The organism is Roseomonas sp. TF40, assembly GCF_057219975.1.
In genome coordinates this window covers 72,822-91,405 of record NZ_JBXVVR010000006.1, presented here as the reverse complement: position 1 = coordinate 91,405, position 18,584 = coordinate 72,822, and the positions used below count along the sequence as shown (strand labels likewise).

17 protein-coding genes are annotated in these 18,584 nt (G+C 72.1%); 11 read left to right on the top strand and 6 right to left on the bottom strand.

Features of this window, described 5'->3' with window-relative positions:
* Positions 1-14 precede the first annotated feature (14 nt).
* Together AC2D9U_RS17250 and AC2D9U_RS17245 are read left to right on the top strand one after the other, a co-directional pair.
* Positions 15-518 (top strand): nucleoside deaminase, encoded by a 504-nt coding sequence (locus AC2D9U_RS17250; protein WP_484751344.1) that lies wholly within the window; start codon positions 15-17, stop codon positions 516-518.
* Between the two features lie 111 nt (positions 519-629).
* Positions 630-1,430 (top strand): Bax inhibitor-1/YccA family protein, encoded by an 801-nt coding sequence (locus tag AC2D9U_RS17245; protein WP_484751342.1) that lies wholly within the window; start codon positions 630-632, stop codon positions 1,428-1,430.
* Between the two features lie 138 nt (positions 1,431-1,568).
* On the opposite strand, the gene cysD is transcribed toward AC2D9U_RS17245, so the two are convergent.
* From cysD to AC2D9U_RS17220, 5 genes are all read right to left on the bottom strand, one after another.
* On the bottom strand, positions 1,569-2,492 hold the full coding sequence (gene cysD, locus AC2D9U_RS17240; protein WP_484751340.1) for a sulfate adenylyltransferase subunit CysD: 924 nt from the start codon (positions 2,490-2,492) through the stop codon (positions 1,569-1,571).
* A 132-nt stretch (positions 2,493-2,624) separates the two neighbouring features.
* Positions 2,625-3,842: a CarD family transcriptional regulator gene (locus AC2D9U_RS17235; RefSeq protein ID WP_484751338.1), complete on the bottom strand. Its 1,218-nt coding sequence runs from the start codon at positions 3,840-3,842 to the stop codon at positions 2,625-2,627.
* A 204-nt stretch (positions 3,843-4,046) separates the two neighbouring features.
* Complete coding sequence (gene fdxA / locus AC2D9U_RS17230) at positions 4,047-4,379, bottom strand: ferredoxin FdxA (protein ID WP_484751336.1); 333 nt, start codon at positions 4,377-4,379, stop codon at positions 4,047-4,049.
* Between the two features lie 116 nt (positions 4,380-4,495).
* The gene (locus AC2D9U_RS17225) at positions 4,496-4,801 is read right to left on the bottom strand and encodes an RNA-binding S4 domain-containing protein (protein WP_484751334.1); all 306 of its coding nucleotides are present in this window, start codon (positions 4,799-4,801) and stop codon (positions 4,496-4,498) included.
* A gap of 1 nt (position 4,802) precedes the next feature.
* A complete protein-coding gene (locus AC2D9U_RS17220; protein ID WP_484751332.1) occupies positions 4,803-7,829 on the bottom strand; it encodes a helicase-related protein in 3,027 nt (1,008 codons plus the stop codon).
* 159 nt (positions 7,830-7,988) lie between these two features.
* Between AC2D9U_RS17220 and AC2D9U_RS17215 the strand changes: the two genes are divergently transcribed.
* The 3 genes from AC2D9U_RS17215 (at position 7,989) to AC2D9U_RS17205 (ending at position 12,212) form a co-directional block, all read left to right on the top strand.
* The gene (locus tag AC2D9U_RS17215; RefSeq protein WP_484751331.1) at positions 7,989-9,677 is read left to right on the top strand and encodes a methyl-accepting chemotaxis protein; all 1,689 of its coding nucleotides are present in this window, start codon (positions 7,989-7,991) and stop codon (positions 9,675-9,677) included.
* 42 nt (positions 9,678-9,719) lie between these two features.
* On the top strand, positions 9,720-10,862 hold the full coding sequence (locus AC2D9U_RS17210) for an MFS transporter (RefSeq protein WP_484751329.1): 1,143 nt from the start codon (positions 9,720-9,722) through the stop codon (positions 10,860-10,862).
* Positions 10,863-10,925: 63 nt separating this feature from the next.
* The gene (locus AC2D9U_RS17205; RefSeq protein ID WP_484751327.1) at positions 10,926-12,212 is read left to right on the top strand and encodes an aspartate aminotransferase family protein; all 1,287 of its coding nucleotides are present in this window, start codon (positions 10,926-10,928) and stop codon (positions 12,210-12,212) included.
* A 57-nt stretch (positions 12,213-12,269) separates the two neighbouring features.
* On the opposite strand, the gene acnA is transcribed toward AC2D9U_RS17205, so the two are convergent.
* Positions 12,270-14,966 carry an aconitate hydratase AcnA gene (gene acnA, locus AC2D9U_RS17200; RefSeq protein ID WP_484751325.1) on the bottom strand — a complete coding sequence of 899 codons (2,697 nt, stop codon included), beginning with the start codon at positions 14,964-14,966 and terminating at the stop codon, positions 12,270-12,272.
* Positions 14,967-15,161: 195 nt separating this feature from the next.
* On the opposite strand from acnA, the gene ccmA reads away from it, so the two are divergent.
* From ccmA to AC2D9U_RS17170, 6 genes are read left to right on the top strand one after another with little or no spacing between them, the layout of a single operon-like run.
* On the top strand, positions 15,162-15,752 hold the full coding sequence (gene ccmA / locus AC2D9U_RS17195) for a heme ABC exporter ATP-binding protein CcmA (RefSeq protein ID WP_484751323.1): 591 nt from the start codon (positions 15,162-15,164) through the stop codon (positions 15,750-15,752).
* On the top strand, positions 15,749-16,408 hold the full coding sequence (ccmB, locus tag AC2D9U_RS17190; protein ID WP_484751321.1) for a heme exporter protein CcmB: 660 nt from the start codon (positions 15,749-15,751) through the stop codon (positions 16,406-16,408). The genes ccmA and ccmB overlap by 4 nt, the downstream gene beginning before the upstream one ends.
* A gap of 17 nt (positions 16,409-16,425) precedes the next feature.
* Positions 16,426-16,824, top strand: coding sequence for a RidA family protein (locus AC2D9U_RS17185; protein ID WP_484751319.1), 399 nt, complete (start codon positions 16,426-16,428; stop codon positions 16,822-16,824).
* On the top strand, positions 16,806-17,195 hold the full coding sequence (locus AC2D9U_RS17180) for a hypothetical protein (protein WP_484751317.1): 390 nt from the start codon (positions 16,806-16,808) through the stop codon (positions 17,193-17,195). The genes AC2D9U_RS17185 and AC2D9U_RS17180 overlap by 19 nt, the downstream gene beginning before the upstream one ends.
* Positions 17,192-17,611: a SufE family protein gene (locus AC2D9U_RS17175; protein ID WP_484751315.1), complete on the top strand. Its 420-nt coding sequence runs from the start codon at positions 17,192-17,194 to the stop codon at positions 17,609-17,611. The genes AC2D9U_RS17180 and AC2D9U_RS17175 overlap by 4 nt, the downstream gene beginning before the upstream one ends.
* Positions 17,608-18,462, top strand: a complete 855-nt coding sequence (locus tag AC2D9U_RS17170; protein ID WP_484751313.1) for an alpha/beta hydrolase — start codon at positions 17,608-17,610, stop codon at positions 18,460-18,462. The genes AC2D9U_RS17175 and AC2D9U_RS17170 overlap by 4 nt, the downstream gene beginning before the upstream one ends.
* The last annotated feature ends 122 nt before the right edge of the window (positions 18,463-18,584 follow it).

Genomic DNA, 18,584 nt, shown 5'->3' with positions numbered 1-18,584 from the left:
GTTCACTTCCGCGCATGGATGTGACCTTCACCGAGACCGATGCGGCGCGGCTGCGCCATGCCTATGCCCTGGCGATGCAGGCGCGCGCGCGCGGCGACCGGCCCTTCTCGGCCGTGGTGGTGGGGGCGGATGGGGCGATTCTCGCCGAGGGCCTCTCCACCCAGGGGGCAGGCGGCGGGGGGACGCTCGCGCATAGCGAGATGAATGCCTGCGCCGCCGTCATCTCGGCGCAACTTCCGCGTGAGGTGCTGCGGGCGGCCACCATCTATTCCTCGGGCGAGCCCTGCGCCATGTGCTCGGCGGCGATCTTCTACACCGGGATCGGTCGGGTGGTTTTCGGTCTTTCGGCGGCCGCTATCCTGCACCTTCGCAACGCCCAGCCCCATACCGCCGGGCTGAAGCTGTCCTGCCGCGAGGTGCTGGACACGGCGGCGGAGAAGGTCGTGGTGGTCGGCCCCTGCCTGGAAGAGGAAGGCGCGGTGCCGCACCAGGGCTATTGGGTGCCGGGCGCGGCCTGAGCCGGGCCTGACCAGCCCGACGCCTGGGTTGATTTGAATTACAGAAACTCCATATAATCGCGCAGAGCCAGGGCGTTCTTCACCCGCGCCCGGCTGGAGGATTTTCTCACCATGGCTTTCGGTCCCGACAACCGCTTTCAGGCTGGCGGCTCGGCCTGGACCCAGCCCTTCGGGCGGTCCGCGGCCGTCGATCAGGCGCAGCTCGATGAGGGCCTGCGCAGCTACATGCTGCGGGTCTACAACTGGATGGCCTCGGGCCTCCTGCTGACCGGCATCGTGGCCTATCTGATCGCCCATACCGGCGCCGCCGAGCTGTTCTACCAGGTGGTGCGCACGCCGCGCGGCAACGCCACGGTGCCGACGATGCTGGGCTGGGTCGCGATGTTCGCCCCGCTCGCCTTCATCCTGGTGCTCAGCTTCGGCGTGAACCGCATGAGCAAGACCACCGCGCAGGCCCTGTTCTGGGCCTTCTGTGCGGTGATGGGTGCCTCGATGGCCAACATCTTCGCCATCTACACCTCGGGCTCCATCGCCTCGACCTTCTTCGTGACGGCGGCGATGTTCGGCGGCATCAGCCTGTACGGCTACACCACCAAGGCCGACCTGACGAAGATGGGCTCCTTCATGATGATGGGCCTGATCGGCATCCTGCTGGCCAGCCTGGTCAACATCTTCCTGCAGAGCTCGGCGCTGCAGTTCGCCATCACGATCATCGGCGTGGTCGTCTTCGTGGGCCTCACCGCCTATGACACGCAGCGGATCAAGGCGGACTACATCGAGTACGCCTATGCCGAAGGCTCGGAAGAGGCCGGCAAGCGCAGCGTCTTCGACGCGCTCGGCCTCTACCTGAACTTCGTCAACCTGTTCCAGCTGCTGCTGCAGCTGGTGGGCGTGCGCCAGAACAGCAACTGATCAGCGGGCTTCGGCCCCTGAACGGCGAAACCCCCGGGGAGCGATCCCCGGGGGTTTTTGATTCTCGGCGCCATCACCGCATCCGGCGCTGGCGTGACGATCAGGGCGGGTAGCCATGGCGCCGCCCGCGGCAGCCAGTCAAAAATATCCTTCGCGCTTCTTGCGTTCCATGCTCGCTTCCTGGTCGCTGTCGATCAGGCGGCCCTGGCGTTCGCTGGTGCGGCTGTCGCGGATCTCGGCGAGCACCTGTTCCATCGTCTCGGCGCGGCTTTCATGCGCGCCGGTCAGTGGCCAGTCGCCCATGGTGCGGAAGCGCACCCACATCATCTCCACCTGCTCGCCGGGTTCGAGCGGCATGCGGTCGTCGTCGCGCATGATCAGCGCGCCGGCGCGGCGCAGCATCGGGCGTTCCGCGGCGAAGTAGAGCGGCACCACCGGGATCTCCTCGGCGGCGATGTAGTCCCACACGTCGAACTCGGTCCAGTTGGAGAGCGGGAAGACGCGCATCTCCTCGCCCGGGTTGATGCGCGTGTTGTAGAGGCCCCACAGTTCCGGCCGCTGGCCGCGCGGTTCCCAGACATGGCCGGGGGCGCGGAAGCTGAACACGCGTTCCTTGGCGCGCGCCTTCTCCTCGTCGCGCCTGGCGCCGCCGATCGCGGCGTCGAAGCCGTGCATGTCCAGCGCCTGCTTCAGCGCCTCGGTCCCCATCATCGACATGTGCAGCTGCGAGCCATGCGTGATCGGCCCGATGCCGCGCGCGAGCCCCTCGGGGTTGGTGTGCACGATGAGGTTGAGGCCGAGCTCCGCCACGCGCTTGTCGCGGAATTCCAGCATGGCGCGGAAGTCCCAGCCGGTCGCGATGTGCAGCAGCGGGAAGGGCGGGCGGCCGGGCGCGAAGGCCTTCATCGCCAGGTGCAGCACCACCGAACTGTCCTTGCCGATGGAATAGAGCAGCACCGGGTTGCGGAAGCTGGCCGCAACCTCGCGGATGATGGCGATGCCCTCTGCCTCCAGGCGGCGCAGATGCGGGGACAGACGCGAAGCCTTGGCGGCCTGGGGCATGGGGTGGGCACTCTCCTGGCAGGGCGCGGCACGCAAGGGCGCACCGGGGCCGCGACAGATCGCACTTTCCGTGCCCCTGTCCAAGCCGCGCCGGCGCCTGTCCCCCTGCGATGCGCGCGGGGGCTTATCGGCTCACACGGATTTCAGGAAGGTCAACAGCTTCTCGGAGGCCGCGGCCTTGTCGGTGCGGTCGATCGCCGCGAGTTCCGAGGCGAGGCGATCCAGCGCCTGCTCATAGATCTGGCGTTCGGAGAAGGACTGGTCCGGCTGGCCGGCGTTGCGGTGCAGGTCGCGCACCACCTCGGCGATGGCCAGCGGGTCGCCGGAGTTGATCTTGGCCTCGTATTCCTGGGCGCGGCGGGACCACATGGTGCGCTTGATGCGCGCGCGGCCCTTCAGCACCTCCAGCGCCTCGTTGATCGATTCCGAGGAGGCGAGCTTGCGCAGGCCCGAGGAGGCCGCCTTGTTCACCGGCACGCGCAGGGTCATGCGGTTTTCCTCGAAGGTGACGATGATCACCTTCAGGGACATCCCCGCGACGGGCATGTCCTCGATGCCCTGCACCTGGCCGACGCCATGGGTCGGGTAGACGACATGGTCGCCCGCCTTGAACTCCACCGGCGGGCCCTTGGGGCGCGGCGGCAGCACGGGCGCGTCGGGGTCGATCGCCTGCTGCGGGCGCATCGGCCCGCCGGGCCGCGGCGGGAAGCTGGGCGGGCCCTTCACGGCCACTGGCTGGGCGATCGGGCGGGGCGCCGGCTTGGGCGCCAGGACGGGGGGCGGCGGTGCGGGCATGGGGGCGGGGGGGGCGGGCATCTCGGGCAGCTTGGCGGCGGCCACGGGGGCCGGCTTCGCCACAGGCTTGGGAACTGGCGCTGGCTCCGGCTTCACCGCTGCCGGCTTGGCGGCGGCAGGCGGCGGGCTGGCGGGCTTGGTCGCGGCTTGCTTCATGGCGACTGCCTTGGCGTCCGGCGCTTCGGCGGGGGCGGCCTTCGCCGGGCCAGGCTTGGCGGGCGCGGCCTTGGCGGGCGCGGCCTTCGGCGCGTCAGCCTTGGGTGGCGCGGCCTTGGCGGGGGCCGGCTTCACCGGTGCAGCCTTCACAGGTGCGGGCTTGGCCGGGCTGGCCTTGGCGGGCGCGGCCTTGGGAGGGGCCGCCTTGGGGGCTGCAGCCTTCGCGGGTGCGGCCTTGGCAGCGGCGGCCTTTGCCGTGGGCTTGGTCGCTGGCTTCGCCGGCGCCTTCGCGGCCGGCTTCGCCGCCACCTTGCTCGGCGTCTTCACGGCGCTCGCCTTGGCGGTCACCTTCGGGCTCGCCTTGCCGGACTTGGCCTTGGTCGGAGCGGTTGCCTTCATAACGCCACCCGCCTTCTGCCGCGACACGAAGCGATGCGCGCCGCGTCCCGCTGGACACGGCCACATCCTGGTCGCGCGGTTGTCATGCTCCGGTCAGGCGGGTGCATCGCCCCGCCGGCGCTGCACCCCTGACCTCGGATTAATGTAATACAAACAAAGCCATCTTGCCACCCCTAGCCTTGCCTGGGGGGCAAAGATCGGCGTTCAGGGCTTGCCGGGCTCGGGGCTGAACAGCGCCTTCTTGTCCGGCTTGTCCTTCCAGGCATCGGCATCGGCCGGTGCCTCGCCCTTGCGGGTGATGTTGGGCCATTGCGTGGCATAGGTGCGGTTCAGCTCCACCCAGGCGGTCGCCTTCGCATCGCTGTCCGGCAGGATCGCCTCGGCCGGGCATTCCGGCTCGCAGACGCCGCAATCGATGCACTCGTCCGGGTGGATCACCAGCATGTTCTCGCCGACGTAGAAGCAGTCCACCGGACACACCTCCACGCAGTCCATGTACTTGCACTTGATGCAATTCTCGGTGACGACGTAGGTCACTTCCGCCTCCGGCCCCTTCGCGCGCCCCACCCCTGCAGGAGAGCGGTCGAACTGCACGCCGGCCCGGGGTGCAGCGCACAAGATGTGGCCCGGCCAAGCGCGGCTGGCAAGCCGGGTCAGGCGCTCTCCTGCGGTGTGGACAGGTCCTCATAGAGCCCACGCGCCTCAACGGCCGGGCCGCGCCGGGCCGCGAGGGCCAGCACGCGCCAGATGCGCAGCCTTTCGCCGATGGTCAGGGTCAGCACATCGCCCGGGCGCAGCTTCGCATGCGGCTTGTCGGTCGGCTGGCGGTTGATCCGCACCCGCCCGGCGGCGACCTGCCGGGCGCATTCGGCGCGGGTCTTGGCCACCCGCGCGCACCAGAGCCAGAGATCGAGGCGCTGCCAGCCGGCCGCCGCCGATCCGGGCTCCGCCTCCGCCATCTCAGTCCTTGCGCAGCTTCAGCTGGGCGAGCACGGCGAAGGGCGAATCGGGCTTCGGCCCGGAGAGCAGCTCCACCGGCTCCCGCGGCGGGCGGGGGCCGCGGTCGCGATCCGGGCGCCGATCCTGGCGCGGACCCTCGCCGCGCGGGCCATCGGCCCGCGGACCGGGTGGGCGGGCCCCGGCCGGGGGGATGCGTTCGCCCCGCGCCGGGGCGGGGGGGATGATCTCCACGCGTGGGGCGCGCGGCGGAATGGGCTGTGCGGCCTTGCCCGGCGCGCCGCCCTGCGGCGGCCGACCCTCCGCGCCCCCTTGCGGGCGACGGCCCTCCCGGCGCTGGTCGCGTCCACCCCCGTCGCGGCGCGGCCCCTCGGCGCCGCGGCCGAAGCGCTGCTGTCGCAGTTCAGGTGGCACGGGGGGACCGAAGAAGGGCAGGCGGGGGGCGTCCCCCGGCGGTGCCTGACGCCCGGCCGGGGCGGGCGGGATCTTGATGACGACCTCCGCCTTGCGCGGCGGACGCTGGCGCCCGGCCTGGCGTTCCGGGCGGTGCACGGCAATGCGCGCCGGCACGGGCGGGCCGAACTCGTTCTCGGCCAGGGTGCTGGCGGGCAGAAGGCGGAAGCCCATCGCCTCCAGCGCCATCGGCAGCGTATCCGCCTTCACGCCAAGCCGCGAGGCGAGGCCATCGGGCAGCGGCGCCGGGGCGCGGCGCGTCTGGTAGCCGAGTTCCCCGGCCACGCGCTCCGCCACGTCGAGGCGCAGCAGCACCCGCCCGGCCGGCAGCCAGCCGGCCATGACGGCGAAGCCGGGGGGCCAGCCCTCCGGCCCGCGCGGGGTCTGCGCATCGGCGGGCGCCGCGGGCTCGGCCGTCTCGGGCAGGGTGATGGACACGAGGCCCGGATTGGGCAGCAGCGGCGTGGCGATGTTGCGCCGCAGCGCCCAGAGCTGCGCGCGCAGCGCCATGGCGCGCGGCTTGAGCACGTCGGGCAGGTACATGGCGTAGCGCCCGGCGCGGATGCCGATGCCCTTGAGCCGCGCGCGCAGCTCGGCCGGGATCTCGCGCTCCGTGGCGCCGGGGGCGAGGCCCATGGCCTCGCGCAGCCGATAGGCCGGGCCGCGCAGTGTGTTGTCCTCGGCCGCCTTGGCCTCCACCGCCAGCAGCCCGCCCAGCTCGCGCTTGACCAGCGCCTCGATCCAGGTGGCGAGGCGCAGGCGCACGCGCTCGCGCTGCGTATTGTCCAGGAACTCGCTGGCCAGCACGTCCACATGCGGCTTGAGGGGTTCCGGCCCCGGGCGCAGGCGCGCGACCTCCGCACCGTCCCAGATCACGCGGTGCTGGGGCGTGAGGCTGAAGGCCTCGTCCTTCGCGGTCTCGAGGCTGGCGAGGCGGCGCGGCATCTCCTCGCGCAGCGCCCGGCGCGCGGCGCGCAGCACCAGGCGCTTCTCCTCTTCCTTCGTCGCCTCGGGATCGGGGAGGAACTGGAATCCGCTGACCTTGCCGACCGTATGGCCCTCGACCATCACCTCGCCCTGGCGCGTGACGGCGGAGAGCAGCTCCTTCTCCGTATCGTCCAGGCTACGGATGAGGTGCGCCGCGCGGCGATCGACGAAGCGCAGCATCAGGCGCTCATGCAGCGCGTCACTCACCGCATCCTCGGCGCGGCGTGCCTCGCCCTGGTGGCTCACCGCATTGGCGAGCCAGTCATTGCGCGCGGCGATGTAGGACCAGATGCGGATGGTGGCGAGCCGCGCCATCAGCGTATCCAGATCGCCCTCGACATTGCCGAGGGCGGCGATGTTGCCCGCCACCCAGTCATCGGGCAGGCGGCCCTCGCTGCAGAGATGGCCGAAGATCTTGGCGCAGAGCCGCGTATGGCTGTCATCCGCGATCTTGCGGAAATCCGGCACCTGGCAGGCTTCCCACAGCAGCCGCACGCCCGCGCGCCCCTGGGCGAGGCGGCGCACCTCGGGCTCGCGCGACAGGGCGTTCAGCGTGATGTGGTCCACCGCGTCATTGCCCTTGGCGAGGCCGGGCTGGGGCGGCGGCGCGGCCAGGCTGTCGAGCAGCGCGTCGATGCTGGCGAAATCGAGGTCGGAATTGCGCCAGGCGATCTGGCTCAGCGGTTCGAAGGCATGGCCCTCGATCTGCTGGGCGAGTTCATCGGGCAGCGCCGGGCAATCGGCGGTGGTCCCGAAGCTGCCGTCGCGCATGCCCCGCCCGGCGCGCCCGGCGATCTGGGCGGCTTCCTGGGCGTTCAGCGGGCGGATCTGGTGGCCGTCGAATTTCTGCAGCGCGGCGAAGGCGACGTGATCGACATCCATGTTGAGGCCCATGCCGATCGCATCCGTGGCGACCAGGAAATCGACCTCGCGGTTCTGGTAGAGCGCCACCTGGGCGTTGCGCGTGCGCGGGCTCAGCCTGCCCATCACCACCGCGCAGCCGCCGCGCCGGCGGCGCACGGCCTCGGCGATGGCGTAGACCTCGGTGGCGCTGAACGCCACGATGGCGCTGCGCGGCGGCAGCTTGGAGAGCTTGGCCGCGCCCGCATGGGTCAGGCTCGACAGGCGCGGGCGGGTCTCGATCTCCGCCTGCGGCACCAGGCGCTGCAGCAGCGGGCGGATGGTCTCGGCACCCAGGAACATGGTCTCCACCAGGCCGCGGGCATGCAGCAGCCGGTCGGTGAAGATGTGCCCGCGATCGGCGTCGGCGCAGAGCTGGATCTCATCCACCGCGACGAATTCGGCGCGGCGCCCGCCGACACCCTCGAGCGGCATCGCCTCGACCGTGCAGGCGAACCACTTCGCCTCGGGCGGGATGATCTTCTCCTCGCCGGTGATGAGCGCGACATGGCGCTCCCCCTTGGCGGCGACCATGCGGTCGTAGTTCTCGCGCGCCAGCAGGCGCAGCGGGAAGCCGATGATGCCGGAGGCATGCGCGAGCAGGCGCGTGATGGCGAGGTGCGTCTTGCCGGTGTTGGTCGGGCCGAGCACGGCACGCACGCGGGGGGCAAACATGTGACGGTCAGACATGGCTGGCTTGATGGAAGTCCGTCCCGGGGTTGGCAAGACGCGTCGCACGATGCGGCCCCCTTGGCAACCGCCCGGCGCCGCGCCGGTCGCAACCGGGCGTCAACCAGTGCCGGCGTAGGAAGCGACCGGGCGCCGCAACGCAGCGGCGCGGAGACCGCCATGATCCGCCGCATCACCACTTCCATCGCCTTCCGGCTCAACCTCCTGCTCGGCGGGCTGGCCCTGGTGGGCTTCGCCACCGCCCTGGCCGGCTGGCTGATCTTCGAGAGCCATGAGCGGAAGGTCCGGGACTGGCGCCAGGCGGCCGAGGCGTCGCGCCTGGCCGAGCGCGCCAACGCCCATGTGCTCGACGTGGTGATGGAGAGCCGTGGCATCTACATGGCGCGCGACCGCGCGCAGGTCGATCGCTTCGGCGTCGGGCTGACCCGCGCGCTCGACCGGCTGGAGCAGGACCTCGCCGCCTGGGCGCGGCTGGTCCCGCCCGCGGAGCGCGCCGATTTCGCCGCGCTGCAGGAGGCCGCCGCCAGCTTCGCGGGCTTCCGGCGGGAATTGCTGCGCCTGGTCCGGGAGGAAGGCGCGCCCGCCGCCGACCGCTTCGGCAACAACGAGGCCAACCGCGCGAACCGCTCCGCCCTGAATGATCGCCTGACCGCTGCCGCCCGCGCCGCCAATGCGCGCAGCGAGGCGCTGATGAGCGTGGCGCTGGCCCAGGGGTCCGCCTTGGCCACGCAGCTGCTGGGCCTGACGCTTGCGGTGCTGACGCTGCTCTCGGGCCTTGCGATGCTGCTGCTTCGCCGCGGCGTGTTGCGCCCGCTCGCCGATCTGCGCGCGGCGGCCGAGGCGATGTCGGCCGGGGCACTGGCGCAGCCCGTGGTCGGCGCGGCGCGGGCCGATGAGATCGGCGCCACCGCCCGCGCGCTGGAGGGCTTCCGCCAGGCGAGCCTCATGGCGCGGGCGGCGGACGCCGAACGTGCCGCGGAGGCGGCGCGCGCGCTGGCCCGGGCCGAGGCGCTGGAGCGCCAGATCGAGCGCTTCGACGCCGAGACCCGCGATGGCTTCGCCGAGATGGCTGGGGCGGCCGGGGCGCTCGATTCCGCCGCGGTGCAGCTTGGCCGAACGGCGGAACAGGGGCGTTCCCGCAGCCAGGATGCGGTCGGTGCGGCCGAGCAGACATCGGCCAGCGTGCAGACCGTGGCAGCGGCGACCGAGGAACTTGCCGCCTCCATCGCCGAGGTCACGCGCCAGATGTCGGACGCCGCGACGCGCGCCCGCGCCGCCGAGGCCGAGGTGGCGCAGACCGAGGCACGGGTGCGCGGCCTCTCCGACGCCGCCGCGCGGATCGGCGAGGCGGTGCGCCTGATCGAGAGCATCGCCGGGCAGACCAACCTGCTCGCGCTCAACGCCACGATCGAGGCGGCGCGGGCGGGCGATGCCGGCAAGGGCTTCGCCGTGGTGGCCGGCGAGGTGAAGGCCCTGGCCGGGCAGACGGCGCGCGCGACCGAGGAGATCGGCGCCCAGGTCGGCGCCATCCGAGCCGCGACCGAGGGCGTGGTGGAGGCGATCGCCCAGATCGCCACCGCGGTCCAGGAGATGGGCGGGCTGACCGCCGCCGTCGCCGGCGCGGCGGAACAGCAGACCAGCGCGACGCGCGAGATCACGCGCCGTGCGGCGGAGATGGCGGGCGGCACGCAGCAGGTCACCACCACCCTGGCCGTGCTCGCCCAGGGGGCAGGCGAGACGGACGCCGCGGGCCTGCGGGTGCGCGAGAGCGCGGGCCTGCTCGCCGCGCGCATGGCGGCGATGCGCGCGCAGACGGATGCCTTTCTCGCGGGTCTGCGCGCCGCCTGAGCAGGCTTGGCGCGGCGGCCGGGGACGGGCAGCCTGCGCGGCGTGAGCCCCGCCACGCGCTTTGCCCTGATCTACGCCGCCCAGTTCTTCGCCTTCGGCGTGCTGCTGCCCTTCCTGCCCGCCGTGCTGGCCGGGCGGGGGCTGGGGGCCGAGGAAGTGGCCGTGCTGCTGGCCGCGGGCTCGGCCGTGCGGCTCGTCGCCGGGCCGCTCGGCGGGCGACTGGCGGACAAGCTGGCCGCGCCGCGCCTGGTGCTGGCCTGTTCGGCCGGGGTGGCGGCGCTGGCGGCCTCGGGCCTGCTGCTCGCCGCCGGCTTCGGCCTGCTGCTGCTGGTGATCCTGGTGCACAACGCCGCCCTGGCGCCGGTGGTGCCGCTGACCGACGCCATGACCGTGGTCGCCGCCCGGACGCCGCCCGGCTTCGACTATGCGCGGGCCCGGGCGGCGGGCAGCGTCAGCTTCATCGTCGCCGCGCTGGGCGGCGGGCAGGCCGTGGCCTGGGGCGGGCCGGAAGCCGCGGTCTGGCTGCTCATCGCCGGGCTCGCGGTGACGGCGCTGGCGGCGCTTAGCCTGCCGGAAGCGCCCGCGCGGCCCGGCAGCGGGCCGGGCGGGCTGGCCGCCTTCCTCGCGCCGCTGCGCATCCCGGCGCTGCGGCGGCTGCTGGTGGTCTCGGCGCTGATCCAGGGCAGCCACGCCATGTACTACGCCTTCGGCACGCTGCATTGGCAGGCCTCGGGCCTCTCGCCGGGGCTGATCGGCGGGCTCTGGGCGGCGGGCGTGGTGGCGGAGGTCGCGCTGTTCTGGTGGGGCCGCGGCTTCGTCACGCGGCTCGGCCCGGTCGGGCTCTGCGTCGCGGCCGGCGCCGCCGGCGTGCTGCGCTGGGGCGTGGTGGCGCTGACGGTGGATCCCTGGCTGCTCTTTCCGGTGCAGGCGCTGCACGCCGCGACCTTCGGGATGCAGCATCTGGCGACCATGGCGGTGCTGGGCCGCGTGGTGCCCCCCGCCCAGGCGGGCATGGCGCAGACGCTGCACGCGGCCCTCGGCACGGGGCTGTGGATGGGGGTCTTCACCCTGGCGAGCGGGCCGCTCTACGCGGCGGCCGGGGGTGCCGCCTTCTGGTCGATGGCGCTGCTCTGCGCGGCGGCGATCCCGGCGAGCCTGTGGCTGGGTGCGGCGCTGCGGCGCTGAATTCGGCCCTTTCACGCGCCGCCGCGCGGGTCTCTACTCTGCTGCCTGGAAGGGAGCCCGCGCATGGACATGCCGATCACCGAGGAGGCCGAGGCCGCGCTGGCCGCGCGCGCAAGGCGGGTGCTGCCGGCGGGCAGCTTCGGCAACATGGCGGGCGATGTGGTGCTGCGTGCCGGGCGCGGCGGGCGCGTGTGGGACGTGGCGGGGCGCGAATACGTCGATTTCCTGCTCGGCTCGGGGCCCATGCTGATCGGCCATGCGCATCCCGAGGTGAATGAGGCCGTGCAGGAACAGCTTGCCCGCGGCACCACCTTCTTCGCCAACAACGAGCAGGGCATCGAACTCGCCGAGGCGATCGTGGCGGCCGTGCCTTGCGCCGAGCAACTGCGCTACGTCTCCTCCGGCTCCGAGGCGGACATGTACGCCATGCGCCTGGCCCGCGCCTTCACCGGGCGCGAGCGCATCCTGAAATTCGAGGGCGGCTACCACGGCATGAGCGACCATGGGCTCATGAGCCTGGCGCCCAAGCGCCTCGCCAACTTCCCCGAGGCCGTGCCGGATTCCGCCGGTATCCCGCGTGCCGCGCAAGCCGACGTGCTGGTTGCGCCATTCAACGACCTCGACGCGGTGGAGCGGCTGGTCGCGGCGCATGCGGGTGAGCTTGCGGGCATCATCGTCGAGCCGCTGCAACGGCTGATCCCGCCCGCGCCCGGCTTCCTCGCGGGGCTGCGGGAGATCTGCACGCGGCATGGGCTGGTGCTGATCTTCGACGAGGTGGTGACGGGCTTCCGCTTCGCTTATGGCGGCGCGCAGGCCTACTACGGCGTCACGCCTGACCTGTGCACGCTGGGCAAGGTGATCGGCGGCGGCTTCCCGCTGGCGGCGGTGGCGGGCCGCGCCGAGATCATGGCGCATTTCGATCGCGCGCGGGTCGGCGATGACGGCTTCCTGATGCAGGTGGGCACGCTCTCGGGCAATCCGGTGGCGGCGGTGGCGGGGCTCAAGACGCTTGAGATCCTGCGGCGCCCGGGCGCCTATGAAACCATCTTCGCCACAGGCCGCGCGCTGATGGCGGGCCTCTCCGAGCGCATCGCGCGCGCCGGCCTCACGGCGCAGATCCTGGGCGAGCCGCCGCTCTTCGACGTGGTTCATGCGGCGGGTCCGCTGCGCGACTATCGCGCGATGCAGCGCGCCGACCGCGCGGTGCAGGCGCATGTGAACCGCGTGCTGCGCGCGCAGGGCGTGATGAAGGGCGAGAGCAAGTTCTACATCTCGCTGGCGCATACGCCCGCGGACATCGCGCAGACGCTCGACGCCTTCGACGCGGCGCTGGCCTCGCTGCCGGCATAGAAAAAGGGCGCGACCCTTGCAGGTCGCGCCCCCCTTTCTCGGCCGAAGCGCAGCCGCTTACGCGGCCCGCGCCATGCCGCGCAGCACGTAGTGAAGGATGCCGCCGTTGCGGTAGTACTCGACCTCATCGGCCGTATCGGCGCGGCACTGCACCTCGGTGCGCACCACCGAGCCATCGGCGCGGGTGATCACCAGTTCGAGCATCATGCGCGGCTTCAGATCCTCGATGCCGAGGATGTCGACCAGCTCATCGCCCTTCAGGCCGAGGCTCGTGCGGCTCTCCCCGTCCTTGAAGACCAGCGGCAGCACGCCCATGCCCACCAGGTTCGAACGGTGGATGCGCTCGAAGCTCTCGGCGATCACGGCCTTCACGCCGAGCAGGAAGGTGCCCTTCGCCGCCCAGTCGCGCGACGAACCCGTGCCGTATTCCTTGCCGCCGAAGATCACCAGCGGCACGCCCTCGTTGCGGTAGCGCATCGCGACGTCGTAGATCGGCGCGCTCTCGCCCGAGGGGTAGTGCTTGGAGATGCCACCCTCGATGCCGGGCACCATCTCGTTGCGGATGCGGATGTTGGCGAAGGTGCCGCGCATCATCACTTCGTGGTTGCCGCGGCGCGCGCCGTAGCTGTTGAAATCCGCCGGCCGCACCTGGTGTTCCAGCAGGTATTCGCCCGCCGGGCTCGACTTGCGGATGTTGCCCGCGGGCGAGATGTGGTCGGTCGTGATGCTGTCACCCAGCAGCCCGAGCACGCGCGCCCCACGCACGGAGGCCAGCGCGCCGACCTCCATGGTCATGCCCTCGAAATAGGGCGGGTTCTGCACGTAGGTGGAGCCGCCATTCCACTTGTAGGTGTCGCTGTCGGCATCGACGCGGATCGCCTGCCACTGCGCCGGGCCCTTGAACACGTCCGAGTAGCGGGACATGAACATCTTGCGGGTGACCACGCCGTGCACGACGGTGTTGACCTCTTCCTGGCTCGGCCAGATGTCGCGCAGATAGACCGGCTGGCCGTCGCGCCCGGTGCCGATCGGATCCTTGGAGAGATCCTTCTTCACCGTCCCCGCCAGCGCATAGGCCACCACCAGCGGCGGCGAGGCGAGGTAGTTGGCGCGCACATTGGCGTGCACGCGGCCCTCGAAGTTGCGGTTGCCCGAGAGCACGCCGGCGACGACCAGCTTGTTGCCCTCGATCGCCTCCACCATCGGCTCGGGCAGCGGGCCCGAATTGCCGATGCAGGTGGTGCAGCCATAGCCCACCGTCTGGAAGCCGAGCGCATCGAGATCGGCCGTGAGGCCCGAGGCGTTCAGGTAGTCCGTCACCACCTGCGAACCGGGCGCGAGCGAGGTCTTCACCCAGGGCTTGGGCGTCAGCCCCTTCTCGCGCGCCTTGCGGGCGACGAGGCCGGCGGCGACCAGCACATAGGGGTTGGAGGTGTTGGTGCAGGAGGTGATGGCGGCGATCACCACATCGCCATGGCCGAGGTCGAAATTCGCCCCTTCCACCGGCACGCGCTTGTTCGCCTCATCGCCCGGCACGCCCATGGCGCCCGCGGCGAGGTCCTTCGCGAAGGAGGCGCCGACCGAACCCAGCGCCACGCGATCCTGCGGCCGCTTCGGCCCCGCGAGCGAGGGCTCAACCGTGGACAGGTCCAATTCGAGCGTATCCGTGAACACCGGATCCGGCGTCGAATCATCGCGCCACATGCCCTGCGCCTTGAAGTATTCGCGCGTGAGGTTGATGCGGTGCTCGTCGCGGCCCGAGATGGTGAGGTAGCCCAGCGTCACCTCATCGACCGGGAAGAAGCCGCAGGTCGCGCCGTATTCGGGCGCCATGTTGGCGATGGTCGCGCGGTCGGCCAGCGGCATGTGGGTCAGGCCCGGGCCGAAGAACTCGACGAACTTGCCCACCACGCCCTTCTTGCGCAGCATCTGCGTCACCGTCAGCACCATGTCGGTGGCGGTGACACCCTCACGCAGCTTGCCGGTCAGCTTGAAGCCGATCACGTCGGGGATGAGCATGGCGATGGGCTGGCCGAGCATCGCGGCCTCGGCCTCGATGCCGCCCACGCCCCAGCCCAGCACGCCCAGGCCGTTGACCATGGTGGTGTGGCTGTCGGTGCCGTAGCAGCTGTCGGGATAGGCGAAGACCTCGCCGGCATCGGTCGCGGTCCAGACCACCTGGGCCAGGTATTCCAGGTTCACCTGGTGGCAGATGCCCGTGCCCGGCGGCACCACGCGGAAATTCGCGAAGGCGGACTGGCCCCAGCGGAGGAACTCATAGCGCTCGCCATTGCGCTCGAACTCGATGTCGACGTTCTTCTGCAGCGCATCCTTGGTGCCGGAGACATCGACCATCACCGAGTGGTCGATCACGAGATCGACGGGCACCAGCGGGTTCACCTTGCGCGGCTCGCCACCCAGGCGCGCCAGCGCATCGCGCATGGCGGCGAGGTCCACCACGGCGGGCACGCCGGTGAAGTCCTGCAGCAGGATGCGCGCGGGCTTGAAGGGCACTTCCTTGGTCGAGCGGCCCTCGGCCAGCCAGCCGGCGATGGCATGGGCATCGGCCACCGTGTAGGCGCGGCCATCCTCGAAGCGCAGCACGTTCTCGAGCAGGACCTTGAGGCTGGCCGGCAGGCGGGAGATGTCCCCGATGCTCTGCGCCGCCGCGGGCAGGGAGAAATACTCGTAGTTCTTGCCGTCCACCGTGAGGGTTCGGCGGGTCTTGAGGCTGTCCTGCCCGGTCATCCGCATGGTTCAGATTTCCCCGCTGTTGCGTGGTGTCTTCGGTGGCGCCGGGGCCGGTTTGCGACCCCGCAGGCACGGGGCGCCTTCCGCCGAACCAGGCGCGGTGAAGCCGGGCCGCTTTCGCAACCGCAGCAGGCGGCTTAAACCACAGGCCAGGGGTGCCGGTCCATCCGGGCACGGCAAGGAAGGATGCGGCTCACCATGCTGGAAGGTCGGGAATTGGCCGTATGGCGTGGCGAGCGCCTGGTCTTTTCGGGCCTCGACTTCACCCTGCCGGCGGGCGGGGCGCTGCTGCTGACCGGGGCGAATGGCGCGGGCAAATCCACCCTGCTGCGCGCCGTCGCCGGGCTGGTGCCGCTGATCGAGGGCGAGTTGCGCTGGCAGGGGGCGGAGGCGCTGGCCGACCGGCCCACCCATGCGCGGCGCCTGCGCTATCTCAGCCATGCCGATGCGCTGAAGCCCTCGCTGAGCGTGCGGGAGAACCTGGCCTTCTTCGCGAAGCTCTGGGGCGGGGCGGTGGAGCCGGCGCTGGAGGCGGTGGGCCTGCTCGATCTCGCCGACCTGCCGGCGCGTGTGCTTTCCTCCGGCCAGAAGCGGCGCCTGGCGCTGGCGCGGCTTGCGCTCTCGCCGGCGGCGCTGTGGCTGCTGGATGAGCCGACGGTGGGGCTGGACGCGGCCTCAGTGGAACGCCTCGGCGCCCTGCTGGCCACGCATCGCGCGGCGGGGGGCGCGGTGATGGCGGCGACGCATCTGCCGCTGCCGCTGCCCGAGGCGAAGGAACTGCGCCTGTGAGTGCCTTTCTGGCCGTGCTGGGGCGCGAGCTGCGCCTCGCCATGCGGCACCCGGCGGATACGCTGGCGGCGGTGATGTTCTTCGTCCTCGTCTGCGCGCTGTTTCCCTTCGGCATCGGGCCCTCGCCCGAGATCCTGGCGCGCATCGCCCCGGGCGCGCTGCTCGCGGCCGCGCTGCTCGCCGCGCTGCTGCCGCTCGATCGGCTGTTCGGGGCGGAGGCGGAGGATGGCTCGCTGGAGCAATTGCTGCTCTCCGGCCTGCCGCCGGCGCTGCTCGCCCTGGCCAAGGCGCTGGGCCATTGGCTCACCACCGGGCTGCCGCTGCTGCTGGCCACACCGATGGCGGCCGCCATGCTGAACCTGCCGGTGGAGGCCTGGGGGGTGGCGGTGATCGCGCTGGGCCTCGCAACCGCGGTGCTGTCGCTGTTCGGCACGGCGGGGGCGGCGCTGACGCTGGGGGCGCGGCGCGGCGGCGTGCTGCTGCCGCTGCTGGTGCTGCCGCTCTCCATCCCGGCCGTGATCTTCGGCGCCGCCGCCATCGAGGCCGCGGCGGCGGGGCTGGTGGCGCGGCCCTACCTGCTGTTGCTCGGCGCGCTTCTCGCCATCGCCGCGCCCATGGCGCCGCTCGCCGCCGGTGCGGCGCTGCGGGCGGAATAGACGACAGGAGCCCACCCATGGATGCGCCGATCTTCCTCACCCTGCCCGATGGTCCCGACCGCGTCGCCCCCTTCAGCCATGCGGTGCGCTGCGGCAATTGGCTGCTGGTCACGGGCCAGATGCCGACCGACCCGGCCGACAACACCCGGCCCCTGCCCGAGGGCGTGGCGGCGCAGACCGGGCAGGTGATCGCGAACCTCAAGCGCGTACTGGCCGGCTCCGGCTTCACCTGGGAAGAGGTGGTGCAGGCGCGCATCTACCTCACCGATTTCGCGCGCGACTATGCGGCGATGAATGCCGTCTGGGCGGCGGCCTTCCCGGCGGATCGCCTGCCGGCGCGCACCTGCATCGGCGTCACCGGCCTGGCGCGCGGGGCGCTGGTGGAGATCGACCTGGTGTGCTGGAAAGCCGGCTGATCCGCACGGCCTGTCTTGCGCAGTCCGGCTGGCGGGGCGATCTCTCCGCCATGCCGATCCTCGACCCCACCATCGCCGCCGCGCTGCGCGGCGCGGAGACCACCGCCGAGCAGGAACTCGACCTGCGCGCCCTGGCGCGGGCGGAGGCCGAGGCGCGCCTCGCCGCCACGCTCGAAGCGGCAAGGCCGGCGGCCACTACGCTTCTCGTGCGGCTCGACCCCGCCACGCCGACCAGCGGGGAGACGCTGTTCCTGCCGATCGGGCGCGCTTTGCTCGCCGCACGCCAGGCGGGGCGCGTGCTGCGCTTCGCGCCCTTGCCCGAGAGCGCGGGCGCCGGCTTCCACGCCACCCTGCCGGCGCGTGCGGCATGAACGCGCCCGCCCCCATCGCGACCGTGCTGAGCGAACTCGCCGAGGATTTCGCGCTGCTCGAGGAGTGGGAAGACCGCTACCGCCACGTCATCGACATGGGCCGCAAGCTCGCCCCCTGGCCCGAGGAGGACCGGGCCGAGCATGAGCGCGTGGCCGGCTGCCAGTCCCGCGTCTGGCTGCGCGCCGAGCCGCGCGAGGGAAGGCTGCACTTCCGCGCGGCGAGCGACAGTTCGATCGTCCAGGGCCTGCTGGCGCTGATCCTCAGCGTCTATGATGCCCGCCGGCCGGAGGAGATCCTGGCGCAGGGGCCGGAATTCCTCGCCACGCTGGGTCTGGCGGAGCATCTGAGCCTGTCGCGGCGCAACGGCGTCGCGGCCGTGCTGGGGCGCATCCGCGCCGCCGCCGCGGCGGCATGACCCTGGCGCGGCGTCTTGTCGCGCCGCTGCTCCCGCTGCTGCTTGGCGCCTGCTCGCCCACCGGGATCGCCAATGCGCTGACGCCGCGCGGCGGCATCGCCCCGGAGGCCGGGCTGGCCTATGGCCCGCTGCCGCGCCAGCGCCTGGACCTCTACCTGCCGCCGGACCGGCCCGAGGCGCCGCTGGTGGTGTTCTTCCATGGCGGCGGCTGGCGCAGCGGGGATCGCGGCGACTACGCCTTTATCGCCCGCGTCCTGGCGCAGCAGGGAATGGCCGTGGCGGTGCCGGACTATCGGCTCTGGCCCGCCGCGCGCTGGCCCGATTTCCTCGAGGATGCGGCCCTGGCCGTCGCCTGGTTGCGCGCCCGGCCCGGGCTTGCCGCGCGGCCCGTCTTCGTCATGGGCCATTCCGCCGGCGGCTTCCTTGCCGCCGCCCTCGCGCTCGACCCGACCTGGCTGGGTGAGGCCGCGCGCGTGACGCTGGCCGGGGGCGTGCTGCTCGCCGCGCCAATCTCCTGGCAGCCGTTGGAGGAACCGAGCCGCAGCATCTTCGCCCCCGCCCCGGGCGGGCGGATCGAGGCCGCGCCCGACCCCGCCGCCCTGGCCACCGCGCCGCCGCTGCTGCTGCTGCATGGCGAGGCCGATGACGTGGTCTACCCGCTGCACGCCATCAACCTCGCCGCTGCCCTGCAGCGGGCCGGGCGGCCGGTGCGGCTGCGGACCTATCCGGGCATGGGCCATGTCGGCGTGCTGGCCGCCATGGCCGCGCCGGTGCGCGCGCTTGGCCTCGCGGGGGCGCCGGTGCTGGCGGAGGTGACGGGGTTCCTCGCCGATCCGGCGCGGGAGGCGTGATTTGCTGCTGGTCGTGGCAATGGGAGCACAAAGACGGCGCCGTCACTTACGGGTGGGGTAAATTCATCCCTTTTCAGCTTGCAGGAGGGAAAATCCGCGTTGTAGGCTCGCCCCGTCGCAGC